Raw genomic sequence first — 22,634 nt, 5'->3', positions numbered from 1 at the left:
GCTCGTGTGGCTCAGGCGTCGCGCCGATGCGCGACCACGAGCGCGACGGCGAGCATGCCGAAAGCGATCGCCGCGAAGTAGGCGAGCGCGAGCCACGGGCTCAGCGTCGACGTGGACAGCGGTGGCCCCGCCTCGGCGACCGCCCGCGTGCCCCCGTCACCGCTGAGGAACTTCTCCACGACGTTGAACGGCATCCACTCGTGGATGGTCGACCCGATCTCGGGAATGATCGGGGTCAGCGACTCGATCACCGCGGTGTAGATGAGCAGGATCGCGATCGCTGCGGCGCTGTGCCGGAGCAGGATACCCACGGCGAGCGCGAGCACCGCGGCGAGTGCGTAGACGAGGCCGTTGCCCGCGACCTGCCGCCAGTCGGCGGCGCTTGTCAGCGCGAGGTTGGCGTCCGGGGCGATCAGGGCGGAGATACCGAGGGCGCCGAACGCGGCGAGCAGCCCGATCGCCAGTGCCAGCGAGGACACCACGGTCGTCTTGGCCAGTAACGCCGACACGCGGTTCGGGATCGCCTGGAACGTGGTCCGGATGGTGCCGAAGCGGTACTCGGTGGTGATGGCCAGCGCGGCCAGCACCATCACGACCGTCAGGGCGAAGAACTGGCCGAACTGGGTGGAGCCGACGCTGACGAACCCTTCGTCGGCGGTGGCCGTGGTCAGCGCGGCGAACCCGATCGCGATCGCCAGGGCGATCAGGGTGCCCCACCACGGTGACCGGGTGGTGAACAGCTTGATGCGTTCAACTGCGAGCAGAGTCATCGTTGTGCCTTCGTCTCTATCCGTCGGGTGCTCAGGAAGCGGTGCCTGCCAGCTCGGTTGTCGCGGGGGCACGGTCGTCGAAGTCGCTGGCGTACTCCACGGAGTCGCCGGTGATCTGCATGAAGGCCTGCTCCAGCGAGCCCTGCTGGGGACTGAGCTCATGCAGTACGACCTGGTGCCGCGCGGCGAGGTCACCGATGGCGTCGCTGTCCAGTCCGGAGACAAGGACCGCGCCGTCCTCGCCGCGTACCGACGCGCCCGCGTCGGCCAGCACCGGCCGGAACTCGGCGAGTTGCGGGCTGCGCACCTTCACCGCGTCCTCGGTGGCACGGGAGACGAAATCTGCCGTGCTGCATTGCGCGATCAGCTCCCCCTTGCCGATGACGACGAGATCCTGGGCGGTCAGCGCCATCTCGGAGAGCAGGTGGCTGGAGACGAACACCGTGCGGCCTTCGTCGGCGAGCCGGTGCATGAACCGGCGGATCCAGAGGATGCCCTCCGGGTCCAGGCCGTTGACCGGCTCGTCGAACATCAGGATCTCCGGGTCGCCGAGCAGCGCCCCCGCGATACCCAGCCGCTGCGACATGCCGAGCGAGAATCCCCCGGCCTTCTTGTTCGCCACCGAGGTCAACCCGACGGTCTCCAGCACCTCGTCGACACGCCGCTGCGGGATGTCGTTGGACTTGGCCATCCACCGCAGGTGTGATCGGGCGGAGCGGTTGGGGTGGACCCAGCGAGCGTCGATCAGGGCGCCCACGGTGCGCAGCGGGTGGCGCAGCTCGTGGTAGCGCTTCCCGCTCACGGTGACCGAACCGCTCGTGGGCCGGTCGAGCCCGAGGATCATCCGCATGGTGGTCGACTTGCCCGCACCGTTGGGGCCGAGGAACCCTGTCACCACCCCCGGCTCCGCGGCGAACGACAAGTCGTCGACGGCTGTGGTCTCGCCGTAACGCTTGGTGAGGCCTCTCGCCTCGATCATGGTGGTATCTCCCTCTCCGTAGTGCCGGTCGATTCCCGGCCCGGCCCCGTGCTGGTGGCGGCCGGTCCCCCGTTGTCTCTTCGAGCATGCCCCGTCACCGGGGTCGCGCGCGTCGGTCCCGAGGTTGATTTCGTGGCCGACCCAGGTCGTAGTCTCGTCGCTTCGTGCGGCGTAGACGATCCGTGATCGCCCTGATTCCGACCCTGATTCGCGTCCAGGGGTGGCTACGGGACGGGGCCAGCGTGGGCAGCCAGGGCGGCGGGTGGGATCAGGACGGCCTGCTGGGAGCCCCGCCGGGCCGTGCAAGACCGGTGTCGTAGGCCAACACGACGGCCTGCACCCTGTCGCGGAGATCCAGTTTGGCAAGCAGCCTGCCGACATGCGTCTTGACGGTGGCCTCGGACAGGTACAGCTGCCCGGCGATCTCGGTGTTGGACAGGCCCCGCGCCACCAGCGCGAGCACCTCGCGTTCGCGGTCGGTGAGCACGTCCAGCGCCGAGTCGTCCTGAGGCTGGTCGGCCGAGTCCGCGAACCGGTCCAGCAACCTGCGGGTGATGCTCGGTGACACCACCGCATCGCCGGTGGCCACCGAGCGCAACGCGGAGATCAGGTCGCCGGGGGCGGTGTCTTTGAGGAGGAACCCGCTCGCCCCGGCCTTGAGTGCGGAGTAGACGTACTCGTCGAGGTCGAAGGTGGTCATCACGAGCACCCGCGCCGGGTGTGACGCCACGATCCGCCGGGTGGCCTCCACCCCGTTCAGCCCGGGCATCCGGATGTCCATCAGCACGACATCCGGGTCGAGCTCGGTCGTGAGCCGTACCGCGGTGTCCCCGTCGCCCGCCTCGCCTGCCACCTCGATGTCCTCGGCGGCCCCGAGCACCATGTGGAACCCGGCACGCATCAGTTCCTGGTCATCGACGAGCAGTACGCGAATCACGAGTCCCCCTGTCTCCGTCCGGAGTGATATCCCCAGCTCGGGTGAGGCCCGTCCGCGGGATCGGGCGCCCATGGGAGGGGTGGTCGGGGCGCGCGTCCTTCCTCATGAACGGACCTTCCCGGTCGGGGTCGAGCTGTCCGGTTGCGGGCCGCCGGTGCCGGTCCCGGCCCGTGCCGTGGGGAACGTCGCGTGGACGCACCACCCGCCGCCGAGCCGCGGCCCTACGGAGAGGGTGCCACCGAACACGTGCACGCGCTCGCGCATGCCGATGATCCCGTTCCCACCTGCCGGTGCGGGCTGGGCGGCCCCCACAGGGTTGGCCTTGCCCGCGCCGTCGTCGGTAACGGTGACATGCACGGCGGCGGTGTCGCGTTCGACCGACACGTACGTGCGAGCGCTCGTGCGGGCGTGCTTGAGCACATTGGTCAGTGCCTCCTGCACCACCCGGTGCACCCCGAGCGCGAGGCCGGCATCCAGGTCGTCCAGGTCGTCGGCACGTTCCACGCGCACGTCCAGGCCGGAGGCGCGTACCCGGTCGACCAGGTCCGTCAGCGCGTCCACCCCGAGCTGCGGTTGCAACGGCTCGGTTTCGGAGTCGGGGTTGCGCAGCACATCGACGAGCCTGCGCAGCTCGGTCAGCGCCGATCGGCCGGTCTCGGAGATCGTGTCCATCGCGCGGCAGGCAGCCGCCGGATCGGAGTCGATCGTGCAACGCGCTCCGTCCGCGTGCACCACGATCACGCTGACCGAGTGCGCGACGATGTCGTGCAGCTCGCGAGCGATCCGGCCCCGTTCGTCGGCTACCGCGAGCCTGGCGAGGTGCTCGCGCTCCGACTCGAGCAGCTCCAGGCGCGCCTCCAGCTCCGCCTGGTAGGCCCGGCGCGCACCGAGGAACTCCCCGAGCAGCCAGCTGAATACGTACACCCCGATGGAGAACCCGATACTGAGCATCCACCGGTCGCGCTCGACCTGCACGAGGATCTGCACGACGGTCGCTGCCGAGAGGACGGCTGTGTAGAACGCCGCGTGCCGCCTTCCGACGTAGACCACCAGCGTGTAGACCGCGATGCCGGAGGTGACGAACGCCGCGAGAGGTAGCTCCAGCGCGGCGTGCACCGCCCCGGTGACGAGCACGACGTAGGCGACGGCGACGGGGTAGCGACGGCGGAACACGATCGGCAGCACCGTGGCGAGCACCACGGGCAGCGTCACGTACCACGTGGCGCGTTCCGGGTTGTTGAGGTAGATGCCGATGTCGAGCACGGCGATCAGCAGTGCCACGGCGCTGTCCCCGGCCATCGGATGCGCGCGCATCCACAGACTGAACCGACGCATGACCCGAACACTAGGCCGGGTGCCCCGTCCGCCGCGTCACCCCGTGGGACCACGGCGACCCGTGACCGCCTGCTGCCGGTGACGTCCGGTGTCCGGTCACGTGTGTGGGGTGACGAGCCCGGCATGTGACTGGCCAAGGGGAGGATCCGGCGTGTCGTGCGCGTGCGTGGCAGGATGCTCTCCGGATGAGCGAGCGCGTGCCGGCGAGCTCGCGGGCGCGGGCACGGGTACGAAGCGTTGGGAATGGGGGCGTTGACGGCCGTGACCGAGCAGGCACGTCTGGCCGGGCCGTTGTCGGCGTCGGTTTCCGACCTCTGCAGGCGGTTGCGGCCGCAGGTCGGTGCACGCACCGCGGCTGGTTTCGACGAGGTGTCGCGCAGGCTGGCCTCGCCCTTGCAGGTCGCGGTGGCTGGCCGGATCAAGTCCGGGAAGTCGACGCTGGTGAACGCGTTGATCGGGCGCAGGGTCGCGCCGACGGCAGTCGGTGAGTGCACACGCCTGGTGACCCGTTTCCGGTACGGCACCGTGGACCGCGTCGAGGTGGTCCGTACCGACGGCTCCACGCAGGTCCTGCCGTTCTCCCCGGACGGGATGATCCCGGAGTCACTCGGCGTGGAGCTCGACACGGTCTCGCATGTGGAGGTCTACCTCACCAATGCGGTCTTGCAGGGCATGACGGTCATCGATACGCCGGGGCTGGGGTCGCTGGACGCCGCCTCGGCGCGGCGCACCGAGGAGCTGCTCGGGGGCGGCGACCTGGGTGGCAATGCGGGCAGCGACGGTGCTGGCGAGGACGGCGCCGGTTCGGGCATGGGCGAGCTCGACGAGACCTCGCGTAACGCCGTGGCGGGCGCGGAGGCGGTGCTCTACGTGGTCACGCAGCACGTGCGCGCCGACGACCACGAGGCGCTGGCCGCGTTCACCGCGGCGACCGCGAGCGCCGAAGCCGGTCCGGTGAACGCGATCGCGGTGCTGAACAAGGCCGACACCGTCGTGCCCGACTCGGTGGACGGCGCGGGTGGCGACGTGTGGAAGGCCGCCTCGTTGCTTGCCGAGCGGCAGGCGACCGCGCTACGCCCGCGGGTGGCCGACGTGCTGCCGGTGGTCGGGCTGCTCGCCGAGTCGGCCGAGTCGGGCGGCTTCACCTCGGCCGACGCCGAGTCGCTGCGCCGGCTGGCCGCCCTGGCCGATGAGGACCTCGAGACGATGATGATGTCGGCCGACATCTTCACCACCTGGGAGTGCGACGTTCCCGCAGGCACGCGCGCCCGGCTGCTCGAGCGGCTGGACCTTTACGGCATCCGGCGGTGCGTGGACGCCATCCGCGGGCAGCCGGACATCACCGCGGGCGCGTTGCGCAGGATCGTCCTGGACGCCTCCGGGCTGGAGCCGGTGCGGTCCCGGCTGGACACGGTGTTCGCGGCGCGCGCGGACGGCATCAAGGCCGCCGCCGCGCTGGCCTCGGTGACCGCGCTTGCCGACTCCTCGAACGACCCTGTCGAGCGGTCCAGGGTGCACGACGCCATCGAGGTGCTGCTCGCCAGGCCGGAGGCACACCAGCTGCGCATGCTGGAGGCGTTGACACTGGTCGTATCGGGTGCCGTGGAGATGCCGCAGGACCTCACCGACGAGATCCTGCGGGTCGGTAGCAACGCCGACACCGGCGAGCGGCTGGGCATGCCGGGCGCGGGGGCCGCGGACCTGACCGAGCACGCCCTCGAACGCGCCGGTTGGTGGCGGTCCTTCGCCTCGTTCGGTGCCACGCCCGCGCAGAGCCGGGTCGCGCACGTCGTGCACCGGACGTACTTTCTGATCTGGCAGCAGCTGCGTGGCAGCGGTACGCAGGGCGGGTGATGGCCGGGATGGCGCCGTCGTTCCGGAGGCGGACGCGGGTGCCCGCGTCCACAGGGCATGCCGAGCCGGTCGGGCGAGCAGGCGGAACCGACCGGGCGGCCGCTCCGTCGGAGAGGGACATGCGGCAACTCGAGGATGATCGGCGTGCGCTGATCGAGCTGTGTCTCTACGCGATCGACCGGGCCCGCAGTGGCGGCGTGGCCGGGCGGCTCGAGGAGGGGCTGGCCGAGGTGGGGGTCACCGCGGTGCGGCCGGACGGTGCGCGGTTCGACCCCAGCGTCCACGAGGCGGGCGGCACCGTGTCTACGGTGGATGGCACGCTCGACGGGGTGATCGCGGAGACGGAGGTCGCGGGCTTCGTGGACGGGGAGACGGTGCTGCGCGTCCCGGTCGTGACGGTGTACACCGTCGATGGGAGCGCGGCGCGGTGACGGCCCCGTTCTTCACCGAGCCGGACCTGTCGAGCCGGCTCGCGCAGGCCAGGGACGGTCTGCTCGAGGTGCTCACGGAGCTCGACACCGACGCGGCCCGCTGGGTGGCCGACACCGCGAGGAACGCCGCGGGAAAGCCCTCGGTCGTCGTGGTCGGAGAGACCAAGCGCGGGAAGAGCTCCCTGGTGAACGCCCTGCTGGCAGAGCCGGACCTGTCGCCGGTCGACGCCGAGCCGGCCACGGCGACGTACCTGCGCTTCGACCACGCCGAGTCCTGGCAGGCGCGGGCGTGCTACCCCGGCAGCCATCCGGAGGTGCCCATCGAGCTCGACGAGCTGGTCAGCTGGACGTCCGCCGCGCACGAGCTGCCGGCAGGGCAACTTCCCCCCGAATACGTCGAGGTCGCGGGGCCGTGCCCGCTGCTGGAGCGGTTGACGCTGGTGGACACGCCCGGTGTGGGCGGGCTGAACTCCATGCACGGCGAGCGCGCGATGCGTGCCGCGTCCGCGGCGACGGCCCTGCTGTACGTCGTGGACGCTTCCGCCCCGTTCACCTCGACCGAGCTCGACTTCCTGACGCGTATGGCCGACAACGTCGAGACGGTCCTGTTCGTGCTGTCGAAGACCGACTCCTTCCGCGGCTGGCGGCAGGTACTCGAGGACAACAGGGAGCTGCTGCGCAGGCACGCGCCCCGGTTCGCCGGGGCCGAGTTCCACGCGGTGTCGGCGCTGATGTTCGCCAGGGCCGCGTCGGCACCGAACGAGAAGGCCGCGCGGGTGCTGCGGGAGCAGTCCGGCATCGCGGGACTGCAGGAGGCCGTGCAGCGCCTGGTGGTCGGCCGCGCGGACGTGCTGGCCGAGGCCAACGCGTTGCGGGCGGCGTTGACGGCGCTGGACGAGCAGGAAAGCGTGCTCGAGGGGACGCATCGCTCGCTGTCCTCCGGGGAGGACGAGGCGCAGTCGTTGCGGGAGCGTCGCGATGAGCTGGGCGCCCAGCGTCGGTCGTCGACGAAGGGCTGGCAGGTCACGCTGCGTAGTGAGATCCAGCGCGCCAGGCTGGAGTGCAGCCACGAGGTCAGCCGCCAGACCCGCGACGTGCAGTCCTGGTTCCGCCAGCAGGTCGACGCCTCCGACCGGGACGCGCTGGCAGCCCTGCCGCAGGAGGTGGACGCCGCCCTCCAGGTGCTGTCCGGCAAGCTCTCCGAGCTGCTGGGGCGGCGGCTGAACGAGGTCACCGAGACGGTCCTCGCGGACCTGTTCGCGCAGGACGAGCTGCGCGTCGTGCGGTCCCAGTTCGCCAAGGGCACCCAGCCACAGGTGGTCGTCCGTCCCCCGGACAAGCGCCCGCCGACCGCGGAGGACAAGCTGCTGGTGTTCATGGGGGTGTCGGGCGGTTTCGGCGCCGGCAAGATCGCCGCGGCGCCGCTGGCCGGGATGGCGCTGTTCAACCCCGTCGTGCTGCCCGCGACCATCGCGGTCGGCCTCGGCGCCGGATGGTGGATGGCTCGCACGCGCAGGCACGCCGCGGACAAGCAGCACATGAAGCAGTGGCTGACCGAGTCGATCGCGGAAGCGCGGGCGATGCTCGACCAGCTGGTCTCCGAGCAGATCATCGACGCCGAGCAGCAGCTGTCGCTGGCGCTGGACGACGCTCTCGGCAAGCGTATCGAGGCCATCGACGCGGAGCTGGTCGAGGTGGACAAGGCGTTGAAACTCAGCGCGCAGGAGCGTTCCAGGCGTCTCGGCGAGGTGTCCAGGCAGCTCAAGGCGGTGACCGACGGGCAGCAGCGGGCGAGGAAACTGCTCGGCTCGGTCTCGTGAGCGGGCCGGGAAGGAGCAGGTCAGGGCCGGTGCGGAACGCACGAACGCGGTCTTGGCCGGGGAACCGTGGCGGCTTACGGTGAGTCCAAGGATCGGACCGCGCCCACCGGCGCCGGCTACATTCCGACGAGTATCTGCGAAGGGGGACCAGGCGATGTACATCGACGAGTCCGGCGGCACCGACGAGGTCGCGACCTCGGAGGACATGACGGTCACCGTGGACGGTGAGGAATACACCGCCGAGATGAACCTCGACTCCAGCGGGGACGGGGAGTACGACACGGTGCTCGTCCGTGAGGAGGACGGTGCCCGGGCGTTCGTCGACACCGACGGCTCCGGTTCGGCCGACGAGTACGTGGAGCTCGACAGCCAGGGCCGCACCGTCTCGGTCGCGGCCTACGACGAGTCCTCCGGGGAGTGGGTCGCGGTGGATCCCGGCACGCAGGGACCCGCCGCGGACGAGACGCAGACCGGGACGGACGGCCCGATGACCGCGGAGTTTCCGGACGGCCGGATCGAGGTCGGGCCTGCGACGGTGGACACCGACCACGACGGCGAGCCGGACACCGCTGTTGTGGAGGAAGCGGACGGCACGGCGTACTACTTCACCGACTCGACCGGCGACGGGCAGGCCGATGTGGCGGTGGTCGTGGCGCCGGACGGGTCGTCGACGGTGCTCGAGCACACCGGCGACGGCCAGTGGATCGAGGTCGGCGAGTCGCAGGCTCCCGGCACGGCGAGCGGCTCAGCCGAGCCTGCCGCCTCGCCCGCCGCCGGCGAGGCGGCAGGCTCCGGGGCGAGCGGCATGACGACCGTCGACCCCGCAACCGGGCAGTGGATCACCCGGTAGCGATTCTCACCGCGCCCGCAAGGGTGTGATTGCGCACAACTCACCGCCCTGTGCGGCGTCGCCCGTTCAGCGGGTTGGAGCAATCTGAATCGATTCCCTTATCGTTCTTGTGAGAGAACCGACAGGACACCCCCCAGCCATCGGCGCTTAATCCGGCTAGTCTCGAAGGATCCCGCAATCGAGCACCCCGTCGCGGTTACCCGACCTTCGACGGGGGTGCGAAGTTATTCGGTCGCCGGCAAGGAAGCCCGCGCCAGGACAGTGACGTTCTGGGGCGGGCTTATCGCGTCGGAGTCAGGAGATTGAACGAGATGACTGCTGTAGCCATCCCGGGACTGGACAGCGCTCCCACGACACACAGCCAGGTGCTGGAGTGGGTGCGTGAGGTCGCGGAGCTCACCACGCCTGATCGCGTGGTGTGGATCGACGGCTCGGACGAGGAGTCGGAGCGAATCAACAAGAAGCTTGTCGACGCCGGCACGTTCGTCCCGCTGGAGGGCAAGCCGAACTCCTACTGGGCCGCGTCCGACCCAAGCGATGTGGCGCGTGTCGAGGAGCGCACCTTCATCTGTTCGCAGTCCGAGGCTGATGCCGGGCCGACGAACAACTGGATGCACCCGGATCAGATGAAGGCGACGATGACCGAGCTCTACAGGGGCTCGATGCGCGGCCGGACCATGTACGTGATCCCGTTCTGCATGGGCCCGCTCAGCGACGACAACCCCAAGCTCGGCATCGAGCTCACCGACTCGGAGTACGTGGTCGCGTCGATGCGCATCATGACGCGCATGGGGTCGGCGGCCCTGGAGAAGTTCTATGCCGACGACGGCAGCGAGCGTGGCTTCGTCCGCGCGTTGCACTCCCTTGGTGCGCCGCTCGAGCCAGGGCAGGCCGACGTGCCATGGCCGTGCAACGACACGAAGTACATCACGCACTTCCCCGAGGAGCGCCTGATCTGGAGCTTCGGCTCCGGCTACGGTGGTAACGCGCTGCTCGGCAAGAAGTGCTTCTCGCTGCGTATCGCTTCGGTGATCGGGCGCGACGAGGGCTGGCTCGCCGAGCACATGCTGATCCTCAAGCTGATCTCGCCGGAGGACAAGGTCTACTACGTCGCCGCGGCGTTCCCCTCGGCGTGTGGCAAGACGAACCTGGCGATGCTCGAGTCCACTATCCCGGGCTGGCGGGTGGAGACGCTCGGCGACGACATCGCGTGGATGCGGTTCGGCTCGGACGGCCGCCTGTACGCCGTCAACCCGGAGGCGGGTTTCTTCGGTGTCGCGCCGGGTACCAACTGGAAGACCAACCCGAACGCGATGCGCACGATCGAGAAGGGCAACTCGGTCTTCACCAACGTCGCGCTGACCGACGACGGCGACGTGTGGTGGGAGGAGATGGAGAACACGCCCTCCCACGCCACCTCGTGGAAGAAGCAGGACTGGACCCCGGACTCCGAGGAGCCTGCCGCCCACCCGAACTCGCGGTACTGCACGCCGATGTCGCAGTGCCCCATCCTGGCTCCCGAGTGGGACGACCCCAACGGTGTGCCGATCTCGGCGATCCTGTTCGGTGGTCGCCGCGCCACCACGGTGCCGCTGGTCAACGAGGCGCGGGACTGGCAGCACGGCACGTTCCTCGGTGCCACGCTGTCCAGCGAGAAGACCGCGGCCGCTGCCGGCAAGGTCGGTGAGGTGCGGCGTGACCCGATGGCCATGCTGCCGTTCATCGGGTACAACGCCGGGGACTACTTCCAGCACTGGATCGACACCGGCAAGAGTGCCGACGCGACGAAGCTGCCGAAGATCTTCTACGTCAACTGGTTCCGTCGCGGTTCGGACCGGCGGATCCTGTGGCCGGGCTTCGGCGAGAACTCCCGCGTGCTGAAGTGGATCATCGAGCGGATCGAGGGTAAGGCGGCCGCGACCGAGACGCCGATCGGTTGGGTGCCCAGCGCCGATCAGCTCGACCTCTCCGGCCTGGACGACCCGATCGAGGATATCGAGGCCTGCCTCGAGGTCGACCGGGACGAGTGGCGCGCGGAGATCCCGCTGATCGAGGAATGGTTCGACAAGATCGGCGACCGGCTGCCGACGTCGTTGCGGGACGAGCTGGAGGCGCTGAAGCAGCGCCTCGGCTGAGCCGTCCGATGCACGTGTGGGCCCGGGGATACTTCCTCGGGCCCACACGTGTGCCTGACCCCGTGCACCGCGCACCGGGCCCGGCGAGCGGTGGTACGGGGTGCTGTGGGTAACGCGGACCGAGTTGTCCACTCCTTGTGGATAATTCTGTGCACAAGGTGTGGAGTCACTACTCTGTTGGGATGATGAGTGACGCGCGTCCGGTGACGTGCGTCATGTTCCCTTCCCTCGCAGGTCGTGGCGTGGTGCCGGGTGGTTACCGTGCCGCGCCGGGTTCCGGTAGCGGGGTCCCCTTGCAGACCGAGTCCTGCGGGGTGGCGTCGTGGACGAGGTAGTCCTCCACAATGCGGTCCACACACCGGTTGCCGCTCGCGTAGAGCCCGTGGTCACCCTCGTCGACCACGGTGAGCATGGCGGAACCCTCGAAGGCGCGGTGCGCGCGGCGCGCGCCCTCGATCGGGGTGGCCGGGTCGGTTGTGGACTGCACCATCAACACCGGTGGGACTCCCTCGCCGGTCGGGGTGGGCAGGTCAACGGGCTCGCCGTCCCAGTAGATGCATGGCTGGCTCAGCCATCCCCAGCCGAGTAGCGGGTACTGCTCACCGAGCCGCGCGGACTCCTGCCGCACGCTGTCGGGGTCGCCTTCCCAGTCCGTCTCGTTGCACGGGATGCTCCAGAAACTCGCGGTGGCGGCGTCGTCGTACTCTCCAGGGTTCGCCGCGTTGTCTCCGTCCGGCGAGGTCTCTGGGTGCACCGTGAGCGGGCGCGGGCCGCGTGGCGGGTTGGGGATGCGTACGGAGGCGAGCGTGCGGCGCGCCTCCGCGCGTTCGCCGGGCCCTGCCTGCTCTCCGGTCAGCGTGCGTGTCGCGGTGAGGAACTCGGCGAGCCCGGGGAAGGCGCTCTTGCCGTACATCGACCCGATGATGCGCTCGTCGAACTTGGCCGGTCCCACCGTGGTGCCGTCGATCTCGACGGGTTCGTCCTGGAGCCGGGCGCGTACGCGCTCGTAGATCGTCCTTGCCTCCTCCGCGGAGCGGCCGTAACCGTACACGTCGTGGTGTTCGGCGATCCACGGCAGGAAGTCCTGCCGCCAGCGCCGCTCGAAGCCGCGCGGCTGCCGCTGGAAGGACTCCTGCCAGCCTGCGGTGAACTCCACGCTGGAGTCCAGGACGAACCGGTCGGCGCGTTCCGGGAACGCTTCGGTGTAGTGGGCCCCGAGCCAGGTGCCCGCGGAGTACCCGATCCAGCTGATCCGGTCCCGCCGCAGCAGCTCGCGGAGGAGGTCGATGTCGTGGACCGTCTGCTCGGTGTTGACCAGCGGGCCGAGCTCGCCGGAGTGCCGCTGGCACGCCTCGGCCGCGTCCTCGGTCGCCTGCAGGATCCGGTCGATGTTGGCCGGGCTGCGGTCCCTCGGGTCGAGCGGGTCCAGCTCGGACGTGGCGCCGTCACAGGTGATGTTCGTGCTCATGCCGGTACCCCGCGGGTCGAACCCGATCACGTCGTACTCGGCGCGCAGCGTGTCCCGGTCGGCGAAACGTGCCGGGAACGCGCGACCCGGCCCGCCAGGGCCACCCGGGTTGGTCAGCACCGACCGCTCCGCGCCGCCGCCGGGGGACGGGAGCCTGCTGACGGCGATGGTGACGTCGTCACCATCGGCGGGTGACGTCCAGTCCCGTGGCGCGGTGTACTCGGCGCACTCCAGCAGGTCCCTCGTCTCCTGGCGCGCTTCCGGCAGGTCCTCCTCGGAGCAGGGGCGCCAGTCGAGTGCCTGGGCCGTGTAGCGCTGCGGGACCGGCGGCCCGCCGGTGTCCGAGCCGGCGGGCGTGGCCACGGCGGGGAATGTGCCCGCGAGGAGGGCGCCCGCGGCGCCGAGCGAGATCAGGACGGCAGGGCTGCGTCGGGGCATGGGTTCCTCGATGCGAAGGTGATCAACTGCGCGCGGTCAGGTGGTCACTTTACGCATCGGCACGGCCCCGGCGGGCAACTCGGGTCGCCGTGTTGTTCGGGGCGGGCTGTCCGAAGCCTCCCCGAGACATGGGAAACCCCGTGACGCTGCCAGGTCGGGGGTCCGCCAGCACCACGGGGTTATCCTGAATATCGACACCGGTCGCTCCCGCGTTACACGGTGCGGATTATGTGATCTAGATCACTCTATTGTGCTGCCTGTGCCGGGGTCGTGACTCGGCGGCCGCGAGGAGCTCCTGGCGCACCGTGGCTGTCGCGGCGAAGTTGATCGACCGGTCGGCGGCCCGCTGGGTGCGCTTGCGTGCGCGACGCGCGCGTAGCTGGGCTGCGAGATTCATCGGCTACTGCCCCCTTGTATGCAGTTGTGTTGTGTTCCGACACCCACTATTATCCGGCCTTCAACGCAGAGGTTCCACCCTTTGTCCGGTGATATTGGGCACGGACTGATGAATCGTCGGTCGATATCGATGTGATCCGGATAATATTCGGTATATCACAGTATCGTGGTGATCGCCGTGCCGCTACTCCTCGGCCCGGGTGCGCAGGTAATGGCCGAAGTGCGGCACCGTGAAGGCGATATGGCCGCGCTCGGCGGAGTAGACCAGCCCCTTCTTCATCAGGCTGTCCCTCGCCGGGGAGAGTGAGGACGGCTTGCGCCCCAGGTAGATGGCCACGTCGGCGCTGCTGGCCGGCTCGTCCCGCCCCTCGGTCAGCTCGGCCATCGCGCGGAGGTACTCACGCTCGGCGGGCGTGGCGCGCTCGTAGCGGGAGCCGAAGAACCCCACGGCCAGCTCCGCCTCGGCCTCCGGGGCCGCTACCCGGACGTCCTCCACGGTGATCGGGTCGGCCGGTGCGGCGTCCCACGCGGCCTTACCGTAGGCCTGCACGAAGTACGGGTACCCGCCCGACATGTCGAACAGGGTGTCCAGGGCGTCCTCCCGGATGCCTGCTTCCTCCCGTTCGATGGGCGCGAGCACGGCGAGGTCGGCGTCGTCCCTGTCGAGGCGGTCGATGCGGGTGTACCGGAACAGCCGTTCGGAGTAGGACTTCGACGCCGACAGCACGGTCGGTACGTGCGGCAGCCCCGCGCCGACCACGACAAGCGGCGCGCCGGACTGGGAGAGCTCGTGGCAGGCCGCGCACAGCGCGGAAACGTCCCCCGGGGCCAGGTCCTGCATCTCGTCGACGAGCACGGCCACCCCCGTGCCGACATCGGCGCCCAGCTCCGCGACGTCGCTGAGCAGCTCCACGAGGTCGATCTCGATGTCGCCGGAGTCGGCCCGCCCCTGGGCAGGGGGAACGTCGATGCCGGGTTGCCAGCGGTCGCGCATGCGCGCGTCCGACCGGTTGGCGCGCAGGGCGAACGCCTTGAGCACGCCGAGTACCTCGTCGATACGTTCCGGCGCGCGGTGCCGTACGGCCAGGTCGCGGATCGCCCGGTGCAGGGCGGCGGACAGCGGCCTGCGCAGGTCGGCGTCGGGGCGCGCCTCGACCTTGCCCGTCCCCCACCCGCGCCGCATGGCCATCGAGCGCAACTCGCTGAGTAGGACGGTCTTGCCGACCCCGCGTAGCCCGATCAGGACCAGGCTGCGTTCCGGGCGCCCCTTGGCCACCCGCTCGAGAACGACCTCGAAGGCCTTGAGCTCCCGCTGCCTGCCTGCCAGCTCGGGCGGGCGCTGACCGGCACCGGGAGCGAACGGGTTCCGCACAGGATCCATGTCTGGAACCGTATCGGCGTTTCTAGCCTGAACCCAATATTTCACCGCGATGGCGCGCGGGGGTTTGGAGCCGAAGGTGACACCTGGCTCCTTCTATGGCACCGAGGTCACCTTCGGCTCCCCCGCTAGCGCAGGTGTCGCTCGGCGTAGACCGCCATGGCATCGCGGATGAACGTCGCGGTGCCCGTGCCGTGCCGGTCGTAGTGTTCGGCGAACCGGGAGTCGGCCACGTACATCTCGCCGAGCCCGGTGAATTGCTCCGCCGTGGGGTCGGTGCCCTGCCAGCCCTGGCGGACCCATTCGTAGTGGCGCCGGGCGATGGCCTGCGCCCGCTCCCCCGCCGGGTCCTCGCCTGCCTGGTTGGCGGCCGCGAAGTCCGCCGCGATGTCCTGCTGCCGCTGCTGGAAGTCCTGCTTGTCGGACTCGCTCAGCGAGCGCCACCACTGGTCGCCCCGGTCCCAAGCCTGGCGACCCCACCGGCCGATCACCTCGTCGCGGTAATGCGTGTGGTCGAACCCGTCGAGTGCTTCGGCTGCCATTACTCGTTCACCTCGTTCCGTCTTCCGAAGAGTGGTCCGTACCGACTCGATCTGGCGGCCGATCCGGTCACGTTCCTGCTCCAGCCAGTGCAGGTGGGCACGCAGCGCACTCACCGTGTCCTGCTGGCCGTCCAGGACCTCGGCGATGGCGGGCAGACCGAGACCCAACTCGCGCAGCAGCAGGATGCGCTGCAGTCGCACGATGCGGTCCTGGTCGTAGTAGCGGTACCCGTTCGCGCCGATGCGGCTCGGTGCGAGCAGTCCGACCGCGTCGTAGTGCCGCAGCGTGCGGCTCGTGGTGCCCGCGAGCCGTGCCACTTCCTGGATGGACCATTCGCTCGGTGCCGTGCCGTTCATCCGGACCCCCTGGTCATGCCGGTACCAACGAGGTTAGATCTTGACGTTACGTCAAGGTCAATCGTCTTCCTCGCGCCCGTCGGAGCCGAAGGTGACACTTGGCTCCTTCTATGGAACCGAGGCCACCTTCGGCTCCCCCGCGGAGCGCGCCGTCGAGCGAAATATGCAGCTGTATAGTGTCGAATCTATACAGCGTGAGAGAGTTCGAGACTCGCCGTTCGCCCGCGGCGCGGCGCGTTCCGGTGCATGACGCGTCCATGAAGAAGCGGTGCGCGAGCACCCGCATCGAGCGCTGCAGGCGCTAGTGATTTCTAGTTCTGTCTAGAGATAGTTATATACGCGGCAAGACAGTGGAAGAGCGGGGCGAGGGGAATGCCGCCTCGCCCCGCTCGGGCAGCGGTGCGGCACCGGCCGTGACGTGCGTTCCCGAGTCGAGGTCGGATGGCACGGTCGGTGCTCGACCGCGGGACTACGATTCCGCTACCGCGCGGCGACCTTCCGGTACTGCGCCGCGGACAGCGGCGCGAAGATCACGATGATCGCGAGGCAGCTGAGCACCGCGTACAGCGCGGCGTTCTCCGCGGGCCAGCCCGTCAGCGCAGGGCCGTGGGTGTTGCCGAACAGCTCGCGCGCGGTGTTGACCACGGCCGTGAAGGGGTTCCAGTCCGCGATCGTGCCCAGCACCCCCGGCAGCGTCTGCTGCGGGACGAAGGCAGAGGACACGAACGTCAGCGGGAACATCCACATCAGACCCGCGCTGTTGGCGACCTCCACACTGCGCGCGATCAGCCCGATGTAGGCGCCGATCCACGACATCGCGAACGCGAAGAACAGGATCACCAGGTACGCGAGGGCCGCCTCGCCGAACGAGCTGTTGATCCGCCACCCGACCAGCAACCCTGCAGCCGTCATCACCACCAGCACGATCAGGCTCAACGCCTGGTCGGCCGTGGTGCGGCCGAGGATCACCGACAGCCGGGACATCGGCAGGGACCGGAACCGGTCGATGATGCCCTTCTGCAGGTCGCTCGCGAACCCGATCACCGTGTACGAGGAGTTGAACGCCACGGTCTGGGCGAAGATCCCGGCGATCAGGAACTCGCGGTAGGCGGCCCCGGCGTCGGCCTCGCCGGGACCGGCGAGCGCCGTCCCGATCGACTCGCCGAAGACGTACGCGAACATCAGCACGAACATGATCGGCATCAGCGTGGCCCCCATGAGCCACTCCGGGTTGCGCCGGACGTTCATGAGGTTGCGCCACGTGACCACGCCCCCGTCGGAAAGCACCTTCACAGCGGCGTTCATGCCTGCACCTCCTCGGCCGCGTGCCCGGTAAGGGCGAGGAACACGTCATCGAGCGTCGGCCGGTGCAGCCCCACGTCGACCGGGGTGATGCTCTGGGCGTCCAGCCTGCGCAGCGACTCGATCAGTGCCTTGGGGCCGGTGTCGACGAGCACGTCCACCTTGCACGTCCGCGGGTCGGTACTCGGCTCGCCCGCACCCACCTCGCGCAGCACGTCCGCGGCCGCGGACAGCTCTGCGGTGTCGGTGACCACCAGCTCGAGTCGCACGCCGCCGACCCGCGCCTTGAGCTCGTCGGCCGTGCCGCGCGCGATCACCTTGCCCTTGTCGATCACCACGATGGTGTCCGCGAGGTAGTCGGCCTCCTCCAGGTACTGGGTGGTCAGCAGGACGGTCGTGCCGTCTGCGACCAGGCCGGAGACCACATCCCAGGTCTCCATCCGGCCACGCGGGTCGAGACCGGTTGTCGGCTCGTCCAGGACCACCACCGACGGGCGGGCGACCAGTGCGCCAGCGAGGTCGAGCCTGCGCCGCATACCACCGGAATATCCCTTGGACGGCCGGTCGCCGTCCTCGGTGAGATGGAAGCGTGCCAGCAGCTCCCTCGCGCGTTCCCGCGCGGCCTTGCGGCCCATTCCGTACAGCCGGCCGACCATGTACAGGTTCTCGAAACCGGTGAGGTTCTCGTCCACCGCGGCGTACTGGCCGGACACCCCGATCGACTGCCGCACGCCTTGGGGGTTTTCCCGTACGTCGTGCCCAGCGACCTCTGCGTACCCGGAGTCCGGCTTGAGCAGCGTGGTCAGGATGCGGACCGTGGTCGTCTTGCCTGCCCCGTTCGGGCCGAGCAGGCCGAGCACCTGTCCCGCGGGAATTTCCAGGTCGATACCGTCCAGCGCGCGCGTCCCCCCGAACGACTTCGTGAGTTGTTCAGCGCGCACCGCAACAGGATTGTGTGGCGGTGTCATTGTCCCTCCAGATCGAGCGGCGCGGTTCCAGCGCCACTTCACTCATGTTCATGCTAGGGACAAGCACCGACACTGTCGTGCGGTTTTCCCGACGGCGAACCGGCCGCCACGGCCATCCATCGCCTGGAACAGGCGTGGATCCGGGCCGCGGCGGCCGGTTGTGGTGTGGTGAGGATTACTTCTCGACGATGGCGGTGACGCCCTGCCCGCCCGCGGCGCAGATCGAGATCAGTCCCCGGCCGGAGCCCTTCTCGGCAAGCTGCTTGGCGAGCGTGGCCACGATGCGCGCACCGGTCGCGGCAAACGGGTGCCCTGCGGCGAGCGAGCCACCGTTGACGTTGAGCTTGTCCCTGTCGATCGAGCCGAGCGGCGCGTCGAGGCCGAGCCGTTCCTTGGCGAACCCGGCGTCCTCCCAAGCCTTGAGCGTGCACAGCACCTGCGAGGCGAACGCCTCGTGGACCTCGTAGTAGTCGAAGTCCTGCAGGCTCAGCTCCGCACGCTCGAGCATGCGGGGGACGGCGTAGGCGGGTGCCATGAGCAGACCCTCGTCCCCGTGCACGTAGTCGACGGCCGCGGTCTGGGTGAAGGTCAGGTAGCCGAGCACGGGAAGCTTGCGCGCCTTGGCCCACTCCTCGGTGGCCAGCAGCACGACCGACGCCCCGTCGGACAGCGGGGTGGAGTTCGCCGCGGTCATCGTGCCGTTCTCGCCGCCGAACACGGGCTTGAGCTTGGCCAGCTTCTCCGCGGTCGAGTCGGCGCGCAGGTTCTGGTCACGGGTCAGCCGCTGGAACGGCGTCACCAGGTCGTCGTAGAAGCCACGGTCGTACGCGGCGGCCAGGCGCTGATGGCTGGTCGCGGCGAGCTCGTCCTGCTCCTCCCTCGTCAGTCCCCAGGCTTCGGCGGTGCGCGCGGCGTGTTCGCCCATGGACAGCCCGGTCCGGGGCTCGGCGTTGCGCGGCATCTCGGGCACGATCTGGCCGGGGCGCAGCTTGCCGACGAGCTTGAGCCGCTCCGCGTTGGACTTCGCGGCGTTGAGCTGCACCAGGATCTTGCGCAGGTCGTCGTTGAGCGCGAGCGGGGCGTCGCTGGTGGTGTCCACACCACCGGCGATGGCGGAGTCCATCTGGCCGAGGGCGATCTTGTTCGCGACGTTGATGATCGACTGCAGGCCGGTTCCGCAGGCCATCTGCACGTCGGAGGCCGGGCTCTCGGGGGCGAGCTTGCTGCCGAGCACGACCTCCCTTGCGAGGTTGAAGTCCCGCGAGTGCTTGAGCACGGCACCCGCGGCGAACTCGCCGATGCGCTCACCCTGGAGGCTGAACCGGCTGACGAGGCCGTCCAGTGCGCTGGTCAGCATGTCCTGGTTCGATGCCCGCGCGTAGGGGCCGTTGGAACGCGCGAAGGGGATGCGGTTCCCGCCGATGATGGCGACGCGGCGGACCGTGGGTCGCTGTGCCGCCTTCCGGCCGCTCGTGCCGGACGAGCTCGCTGCTGACTTGTTGGATGTGGCCATCGTGTCCTCCCGTACGCTCACCTGGTGATCGTTCCGGCCGTGCGGAGGGCGTGGCCGTGACGAACGACCTAGTATCTGGTGCATCTCCTGGTGCGATACTAACCTACCCGCGAGTAGGTTAGGCTGTGCGGTGAGTCCCACTTCGTCGTGCAGTAGGGCACCGAACGTACTCGAGATCCCAGGAGGAAGCAGGTATGGCCGACAGGTATCAGCAGTTCACCAACTCCCCGGTAGGGAAGTTCGTCGTCGGAAAGCTCGGCCTGCCTAGCCCGACCCCGCTGCGCAGGTACCAGCCGGGCCAGCCGCTGCTGGAGGGCCCCGCGCTGGTCGGTGCCGCGCCCGGTGGGCGGCTGGAGAAGACGGTGACCGAGCAGCTGCGCGGCGCAGGGGTCGAGATCGCCACGTCGGCGACGGCCGGTTCCTCCTACAGCGCGCTCGTCTTCGACGCGACCGGGATCAGCGACCCGAAACAGCTCCGTGAGCTGCACTCGTTCTTCCAGTCCACGATCAAGCAGGTCGGGACCTGTGGCCGGGTCGTGGTGCTGGGTACGCCGCCCGAGCAGGCGAAGTCCACGCGGGAGCGCGTCGCGCAGCGGGGCCTGGAAGGTTTCACCCGTTCGGTTGCCAAGGAGCTTCGCAACGGGGCTACCGCACAGCTGGTCTATGTGGCACCCGGCAGTGAGGGGGCCACCGAGTCGACCTTGCGGTTCGTGCTGTCTGCGAAGTCGGCGTTCGTGGACGGCCAGGTCATCCGGGTCGGAACCGCGGGAGCAGGCGGTGCCACGGGCACTACGCCCGCCGACTGGGACAAGCCCCTGGACGGCAAGGTCGCGCTGGTGACGGGAGCCTCGCGCGGGATCGGCGCGTCGATCGCCGAGGTGCTCGCGAGGGACGGTGCGCACGTGGTCGCCGTGGACGTCCCGGCGCAGGGCGCGGACCTGTCGGCCGTGGCGAACGCGGTGGGTGGCTCGGCGCTGCAGCTCGACGTCACCGCCGAGGACACCCCGGCCAAGCTGGTCGAGTACTTCGCCGAGCGGCACGACGGCCTGGACATCGTCGTCCACAACGCGGGGATCACCAGGGACAAGAAGCTCGCCAACATGGACTCCGCGCGCTGGGACTCGGTGATCTCGGTGAACATCGACTCGCAGCTGGCGATCAACGACGCCCTTCTGGAGTCCAGCGTGCTGCGGGACAATGCCCGCTTCATCGGCGTGTCCTCGATCGCGGGGATCGCGGGCAACCTCGGCCAGACGAACTACGGGACGAGCAAGGCCGCCGTGATCGGCATGGTGGAGGGCACCGCGCCCGCGGTCGCCGAGCGGGGAGCGACGTTCAACGCGGTGGCCCCCGGCTTCATCGAGACGCGGATGACCGCGGCGATCCCGGTCACGATCCGCGAGCCCGCGCGCAGGCTGTCCACCCTCGCGCAGGGTGGCCTGCCGGTCGACGTGGCCGAGACGATCGCCTGGTACGCCAACCCGGCCTCGGCCGCCGTCAACGGCAACGTGGTCCGCGTGTGCGGCCAGGCCATGATCGGTGCGTGAGGGGAGAACGATGGCTGTCACCGAACTCGACTCCACGCCGAACCTCGCCGCGCTGTACCCGAAGGCGCTGGTGTCCGGGTTGCTGCCCGGGGGGCAGCGCGCAACGGAGCTGCCCGACGAGCAGCTGGTGCGCTCCGGTGTGCAGGTCGACCCGGATCATCTCGCGGCCTACAACGAGGTGTGCGGGTTCCGGCTGTCCGACGAGCTTCCCGCGACATACCTGCATGTGCTGGCGTTCCCGTTGCAGGTCAAGCTCATGGCCGAACCGAGCTTCCCGTTCCCGTTGCCGGGGCTGGTGCACGTCGCGAACACCATCACGCAGCGTCGACCGCTGCTGGTCACCGAACGGTTCTCGGTGCGGGTGCGGGTCAGCGGCCTGCGCCCGCACGAGAAGGGCAAGCAGTTCGACGTGATCAGTGAGGCCGTGGTCGAGGGGCAGGACGAGCCGGTCTGGACCGACATCAGTACCTACCTGCGCAGGGGTGGCGGCAGCGGTTCGGGCGGCAAGCGGGAGCAGCTCGCCGCACCGACGCCGACCGCGGTGTGGCGTGTCCCCGGCGACATCGGGCGGCGCTACGCGGAGGTCTCCGGCGACCACAACCCGATCCACCTGTACGCGGCAACGGCCAAGCTCTTCGGCTTCCCGAAGGCCATCGCGCACGGCATGTGGACCAAGGCGCACGCCCTCTCCGCGTTCGAGGGCAAGCTGCCCGCCGCCTACACGGTGTCGGTCGGCTTCAAGCAACCGCTGCTCCTGCCGGGCAAGGCCGCGTTCACCACGTGGACGACCGAGGACGGCTACGCGTTCGAGTTGTGGAACTCCCGCAAGCCCAAGCCGCATATGGACGGCACGATCAGCACACTGTCCTGAGCGTGACGGTCGGGTCACCGGCGGGTGGCCCGGCCACCGCTCACCGGGGGCGCCACACGGCGCCCTGCACGAGGTCGCCGAACCCGAGCCAGACCAGGTTCATCAGCCACGACGCGAGGGTGCCTTCCTCGACGTCGGGGTGATCGATCCACCAGTCGGCCAGTGACTCGGCGGCGCCGACGAGTGCGGCTGCCAGGCCCGCCCCCGACTTCTCCGCCTGCTCGCCGATCCCCTGCTTGGTTCCCGTGGACACGACCACGGAGGCCACCAGGTCGATCGAGCGGGTGCGCATCTCGGAGATCTCGTCGGCGAACGTGCCGCCGACGGACAGTGCCTGCCGGTGCAGCACCGTCCAGGAGTCGCGGTTGCCCCCGACGTACCGGAAGAACGACCGCAGCCCCAGCCACAGCAGCATGTCGGGAGCCAGCTCGTCGTCGGTGGAGACTCCCTCGGTGACCGCGTCGATAAGCCGTTTGGCCTCCCGCCGGATGCACTCGGAGAACAGGTCCTCCTTCGAGCCGAGGTAGGTGTAGACCATCGGCTTCGAGACCCCTGCGACGTCCGCGACCTCGTCCATCGACGCCGCGTGGAAGCCGTGCTGGGAGAAGACCTGGACAGCGGCGTCCAGGATCTGACGCTCCCGGACGTCGCGAGGAAGCCGCCGTGCTCTCGGCTGCTGGGTACTCCGGCTCACGCACACCTCCTGGTGGGACACCGTGCATGGTTCCACGGCAGAATCTACT

At 69.5% G+C, this 22,634-nt stretch carries 19 protein-coding genes; 7 read left to right on the top strand and 12 right to left on the bottom strand.

Annotation, left to right across the window (positions count from 1 at the left end):
* Positions 1 to 11: 11 nt before the first annotated feature.
* From H0B56_RS00255 to H0B56_RS00240, 4 genes are all read right to left on the bottom strand, one after another.
* Positions 12 to 770 (bottom strand): ABC transporter permease, encoded by a 759-nt coding sequence (locus tag H0B56_RS00255; RefSeq protein ID WP_180890896.1) that lies wholly within the window; start codon positions 768 to 770, stop codon positions 12 to 14.
* Between the two features lie 31 nt (positions 771 to 801).
* Positions 802 to 1,749, bottom strand: a complete 948-nt coding sequence (locus H0B56_RS00250) for an ABC transporter ATP-binding protein (protein WP_180890895.1) — start codon at positions 1,747 to 1,749, stop codon at positions 802 to 804.
* A gap of 268 nt (positions 1,750 to 2,017) precedes the next feature.
* On the bottom strand, positions 2,018 to 2,686 hold the full coding sequence (locus H0B56_RS00245; RefSeq protein ID WP_180890894.1) for a response regulator: 669 nt from the start codon (positions 2,684 to 2,686) through the stop codon (positions 2,018 to 2,020).
* Positions 2,687 to 2,788: 102 nt separating this feature from the next.
* A complete protein-coding gene (locus H0B56_RS00240) occupies positions 2,789 to 4,021 on the bottom strand; it encodes a sensor histidine kinase (protein ID WP_343063688.1) in 1,233 nt (410 codons plus the stop codon).
* Positions 4,022 to 4,264: 243 nt separating this feature from the next.
* Here H0B56_RS00240 and H0B56_RS00235 point away from each other — a divergent pair, with 243 nt between their 5' ends.
* The 5 genes from H0B56_RS00235 (at position 4,265) to H0B56_RS00215 (ending at position 11,111) form a co-directional block, all read left to right on the top strand.
* On the top strand, positions 4,265 to 5,875 hold the full coding sequence (locus H0B56_RS00235; protein ID WP_180890893.1) for a dynamin family protein: 1,611 nt from the start codon (positions 4,265 to 4,267) through the stop codon (positions 5,873 to 5,875).
* Between the two features lie 119 nt (positions 5,876 to 5,994).
* Positions 5,995 to 6,306 carry a nucleotide exchange factor GrpE gene (grpE, locus tag H0B56_RS00230; protein WP_425484477.1) on the top strand — a complete coding sequence of 104 codons (312 nt, stop codon included), beginning with the start codon at positions 5,995 to 5,997 and terminating at the stop codon, positions 6,304 to 6,306.
* A complete protein-coding gene (locus H0B56_RS00225) occupies positions 6,303 to 8,126 on the top strand; it encodes a dynamin family protein (protein ID WP_180890891.1) in 1,824 nt (607 codons plus the stop codon). Before grpE ends, H0B56_RS00225 begins: the two co-directional genes overlap by 4 nt.
* Before the next feature lie 154 nt (positions 8,127 to 8,280).
* Complete coding sequence (locus H0B56_RS00220) at positions 8,281 to 8,976, top strand: hypothetical protein (protein ID WP_180890890.1); 696 nt, start codon at positions 8,281 to 8,283, stop codon at positions 8,974 to 8,976.
* 311 nt (positions 8,977 to 9,287) lie between these two features.
* The gene (locus H0B56_RS00215; protein WP_180890889.1) at positions 9,288 to 11,111 is read left to right on the top strand and encodes a phosphoenolpyruvate carboxykinase (GTP); all 1,824 of its coding nucleotides are present in this window, start codon (positions 9,288 to 9,290) and stop codon (positions 11,109 to 11,111) included.
* 256 nt (positions 11,112 to 11,367) lie between these two features.
* Here the strand turns inward: H0B56_RS00215 and H0B56_RS00210 are convergent, their stop codons facing one another.
* From H0B56_RS00210 to H0B56_RS00180, 7 genes are all read right to left on the bottom strand, one after another.
* Positions 11,368 to 13,017 (bottom strand): alpha/beta hydrolase, encoded by a 1,650-nt coding sequence (locus H0B56_RS00210; RefSeq protein WP_180890888.1) that lies wholly within the window; start codon positions 13,015 to 13,017, stop codon positions 11,368 to 11,370.
* A 235-nt stretch (positions 13,018 to 13,252) separates the two neighbouring features.
* The gene (locus H0B56_RS00205) at positions 13,253 to 13,414 is read right to left on the bottom strand and encodes a hypothetical protein (RefSeq protein WP_180890887.1); all 162 of its coding nucleotides are present in this window, start codon (positions 13,412 to 13,414) and stop codon (positions 13,253 to 13,255) included.
* 183 nt (positions 13,415 to 13,597) lie between these two features.
* The gene (locus H0B56_RS00200; RefSeq protein WP_180890886.1) at positions 13,598 to 14,794 is read right to left on the bottom strand and encodes an ATP-binding protein; all 1,197 of its coding nucleotides are present in this window, start codon (positions 14,792 to 14,794) and stop codon (positions 13,598 to 13,600) included.
* A gap of 125 nt (positions 14,795 to 14,919) precedes the next feature.
* The gene (locus H0B56_RS00195) at positions 14,920 to 15,690 is read right to left on the bottom strand and encodes a MerR family transcriptional regulator (protein ID WP_180890885.1); all 771 of its coding nucleotides are present in this window, start codon (positions 15,688 to 15,690) and stop codon (positions 14,920 to 14,922) included.
* Between the two features lie 480 nt (positions 15,691 to 16,170).
* Complete coding sequence (locus H0B56_RS00190; RefSeq protein ID WP_180890884.1) at positions 16,171 to 16,995, bottom strand: ABC transporter permease; 825 nt, start codon at positions 16,993 to 16,995, stop codon at positions 16,171 to 16,173.
* On the bottom strand, positions 16,992 to 17,960 hold the full coding sequence (locus H0B56_RS00185; protein WP_180890883.1) for an ATP-binding cassette domain-containing protein: 969 nt from the start codon (positions 17,958 to 17,960) through the stop codon (positions 16,992 to 16,994). The genes H0B56_RS00190 and H0B56_RS00185 overlap by 4 nt, the downstream gene beginning before the upstream one ends.
* Before the next feature lie 175 nt (positions 17,961 to 18,135).
* Positions 18,136 to 19,494: an acetyl-CoA C-acetyltransferase gene (locus H0B56_RS00180; protein WP_425484476.1), complete on the bottom strand. Its 1,359-nt coding sequence runs from the start codon at positions 19,492 to 19,494 to the stop codon at positions 18,136 to 18,138.
* 173 nt (positions 19,495 to 19,667) lie between these two features.
* Between H0B56_RS00180 and H0B56_RS00175 the strand changes: the two genes are divergently transcribed.
* Both H0B56_RS00175 and H0B56_RS00170 read left to right on the top strand, forming a co-directional pair.
* Positions 19,668 to 21,020, top strand: a complete 1,353-nt coding sequence (locus H0B56_RS00175; RefSeq protein ID WP_180890881.1) for a 3-oxoacyl-ACP reductase — start codon at positions 19,668 to 19,670, stop codon at positions 21,018 to 21,020.
* A 10-nt stretch (positions 21,021 to 21,030) separates the two neighbouring features.
* Entirely contained in the window at positions 21,031 to 21,891 is an 861-nt protein-coding gene (locus tag H0B56_RS00170; protein ID WP_180890880.1) for a MaoC/PaaZ C-terminal domain-containing protein, read from the top strand.
* A gap of 40 nt (positions 21,892 to 21,931) precedes the next feature.
* On the opposite strand, the gene H0B56_RS00165 is transcribed toward H0B56_RS00170, so the two are convergent.
* The gene (locus tag H0B56_RS00165) at positions 21,932 to 22,585 is read right to left on the bottom strand and encodes a TetR family transcriptional regulator (RefSeq protein WP_180890879.1); all 654 of its coding nucleotides are present in this window, start codon (positions 22,583 to 22,585) and stop codon (positions 21,932 to 21,934) included.
* Between the last annotated feature and the right edge of the window lie 49 nt (positions 22,586 to 22,634).

It is taken from the genome of Haloechinothrix aidingensis, assembly GCF_013450155.1.
In the GTDB taxonomy this organism is placed as follows: Bacteria; Actinomycetota; Actinomycetes; order Mycobacteriales; family Pseudonocardiaceae; genus Haloechinothrix; species Haloechinothrix aidingensis.
Note: the sequence above shows the minus strand (reverse complement) of the source record. Positions and strands in the feature narration are given on the sequence as shown.

Bases quoted from the DNA above. Each gene is read 5' to 3' on its own strand.
- H0B56_RS00255 (WP_180890896.1), bottom strand. From the start codon at position 770: ATGACTCTGCTCGCAGTTGAACGCATCAAGCTGTTCACCACCCGGTCA.
- H0B56_RS00250 (WP_180890895.1), bottom strand. From the start codon at position 1,749: ATGATCGAGGCGAGAGGCCTCACCAAGCGTTACGGCGAGACCACAGCC.
- H0B56_RS00240 (WP_343063688.1), bottom strand. From the start codon at position 4,021: ATGCGTCGGTTCAGTCTGTGGATGCGCGCGCATCCGATGGCCGGGGAC.
- H0B56_RS00235 (WP_180890893.1), top strand. From the start codon at position 4,265: ATGGGGGCGTTGACGGCCGTGACCGAGCAGGCACGTCTGGCCGGGCCG.
- grpE (WP_425484477.1), top strand. From the start codon at position 5,995: ATGCGGCAACTCGAGGATGATCGGCGTGCGCTGATCGAGCTGTGTCTC.
- H0B56_RS00220 (WP_180890890.1), top strand. From the start codon at position 8,281: ATGTACATCGACGAGTCCGGCGGCACCGACGAGGTCGCGACCTCGGAG.
- H0B56_RS00215 (WP_180890889.1), top strand. From the start codon at position 9,288: ATGACTGCTGTAGCCATCCCGGGACTGGACAGCGCTCCCACGACACAC.
- H0B56_RS00210 (WP_180890888.1), bottom strand. From the start codon at position 13,017: ATGCCCCGACGCAGCCCTGCCGTCCTGATCTCGCTCGGCGCCGCGGGC.
- H0B56_RS00205 (WP_180890887.1), bottom strand. From the start codon at position 13,414: ATGAATCTCGCAGCCCAGCTACGCGCGCGTCGCGCACGCAAGCGCACC.
- H0B56_RS00200 (WP_180890886.1), bottom strand. From the start codon at position 14,794: ATGGATCCTGTGCGGAACCCGTTCGCTCCCGGTGCCGGTCAGCGCCCG.
- H0B56_RS00195 (WP_180890885.1), bottom strand. From the start codon at position 15,690: ATGAACGGCACGGCACCGAGCGAATGGTCCATCCAGGAAGTGGCACGG.
- H0B56_RS00190 (WP_180890884.1), bottom strand. From the start codon at position 16,995: ATGAACGCCGCTGTGAAGGTGCTTTCCGACGGGGGCGTGGTCACGTGG.
- H0B56_RS00185 (WP_180890883.1), bottom strand. From the start codon at position 17,960: ATGACACCGCCACACAATCCTGTTGCGGTGCGCGCTGAACAACTCACG.
- H0B56_RS00175 (WP_180890881.1), top strand. From the start codon at position 19,668: ATGGCCGACAGGTATCAGCAGTTCACCAACTCCCCGGTAGGGAAGTTC.
- H0B56_RS00170 (WP_180890880.1), top strand. From the start codon at position 21,031: ATGGCTGTCACCGAACTCGACTCCACGCCGAACCTCGCCGCGCTGTAC.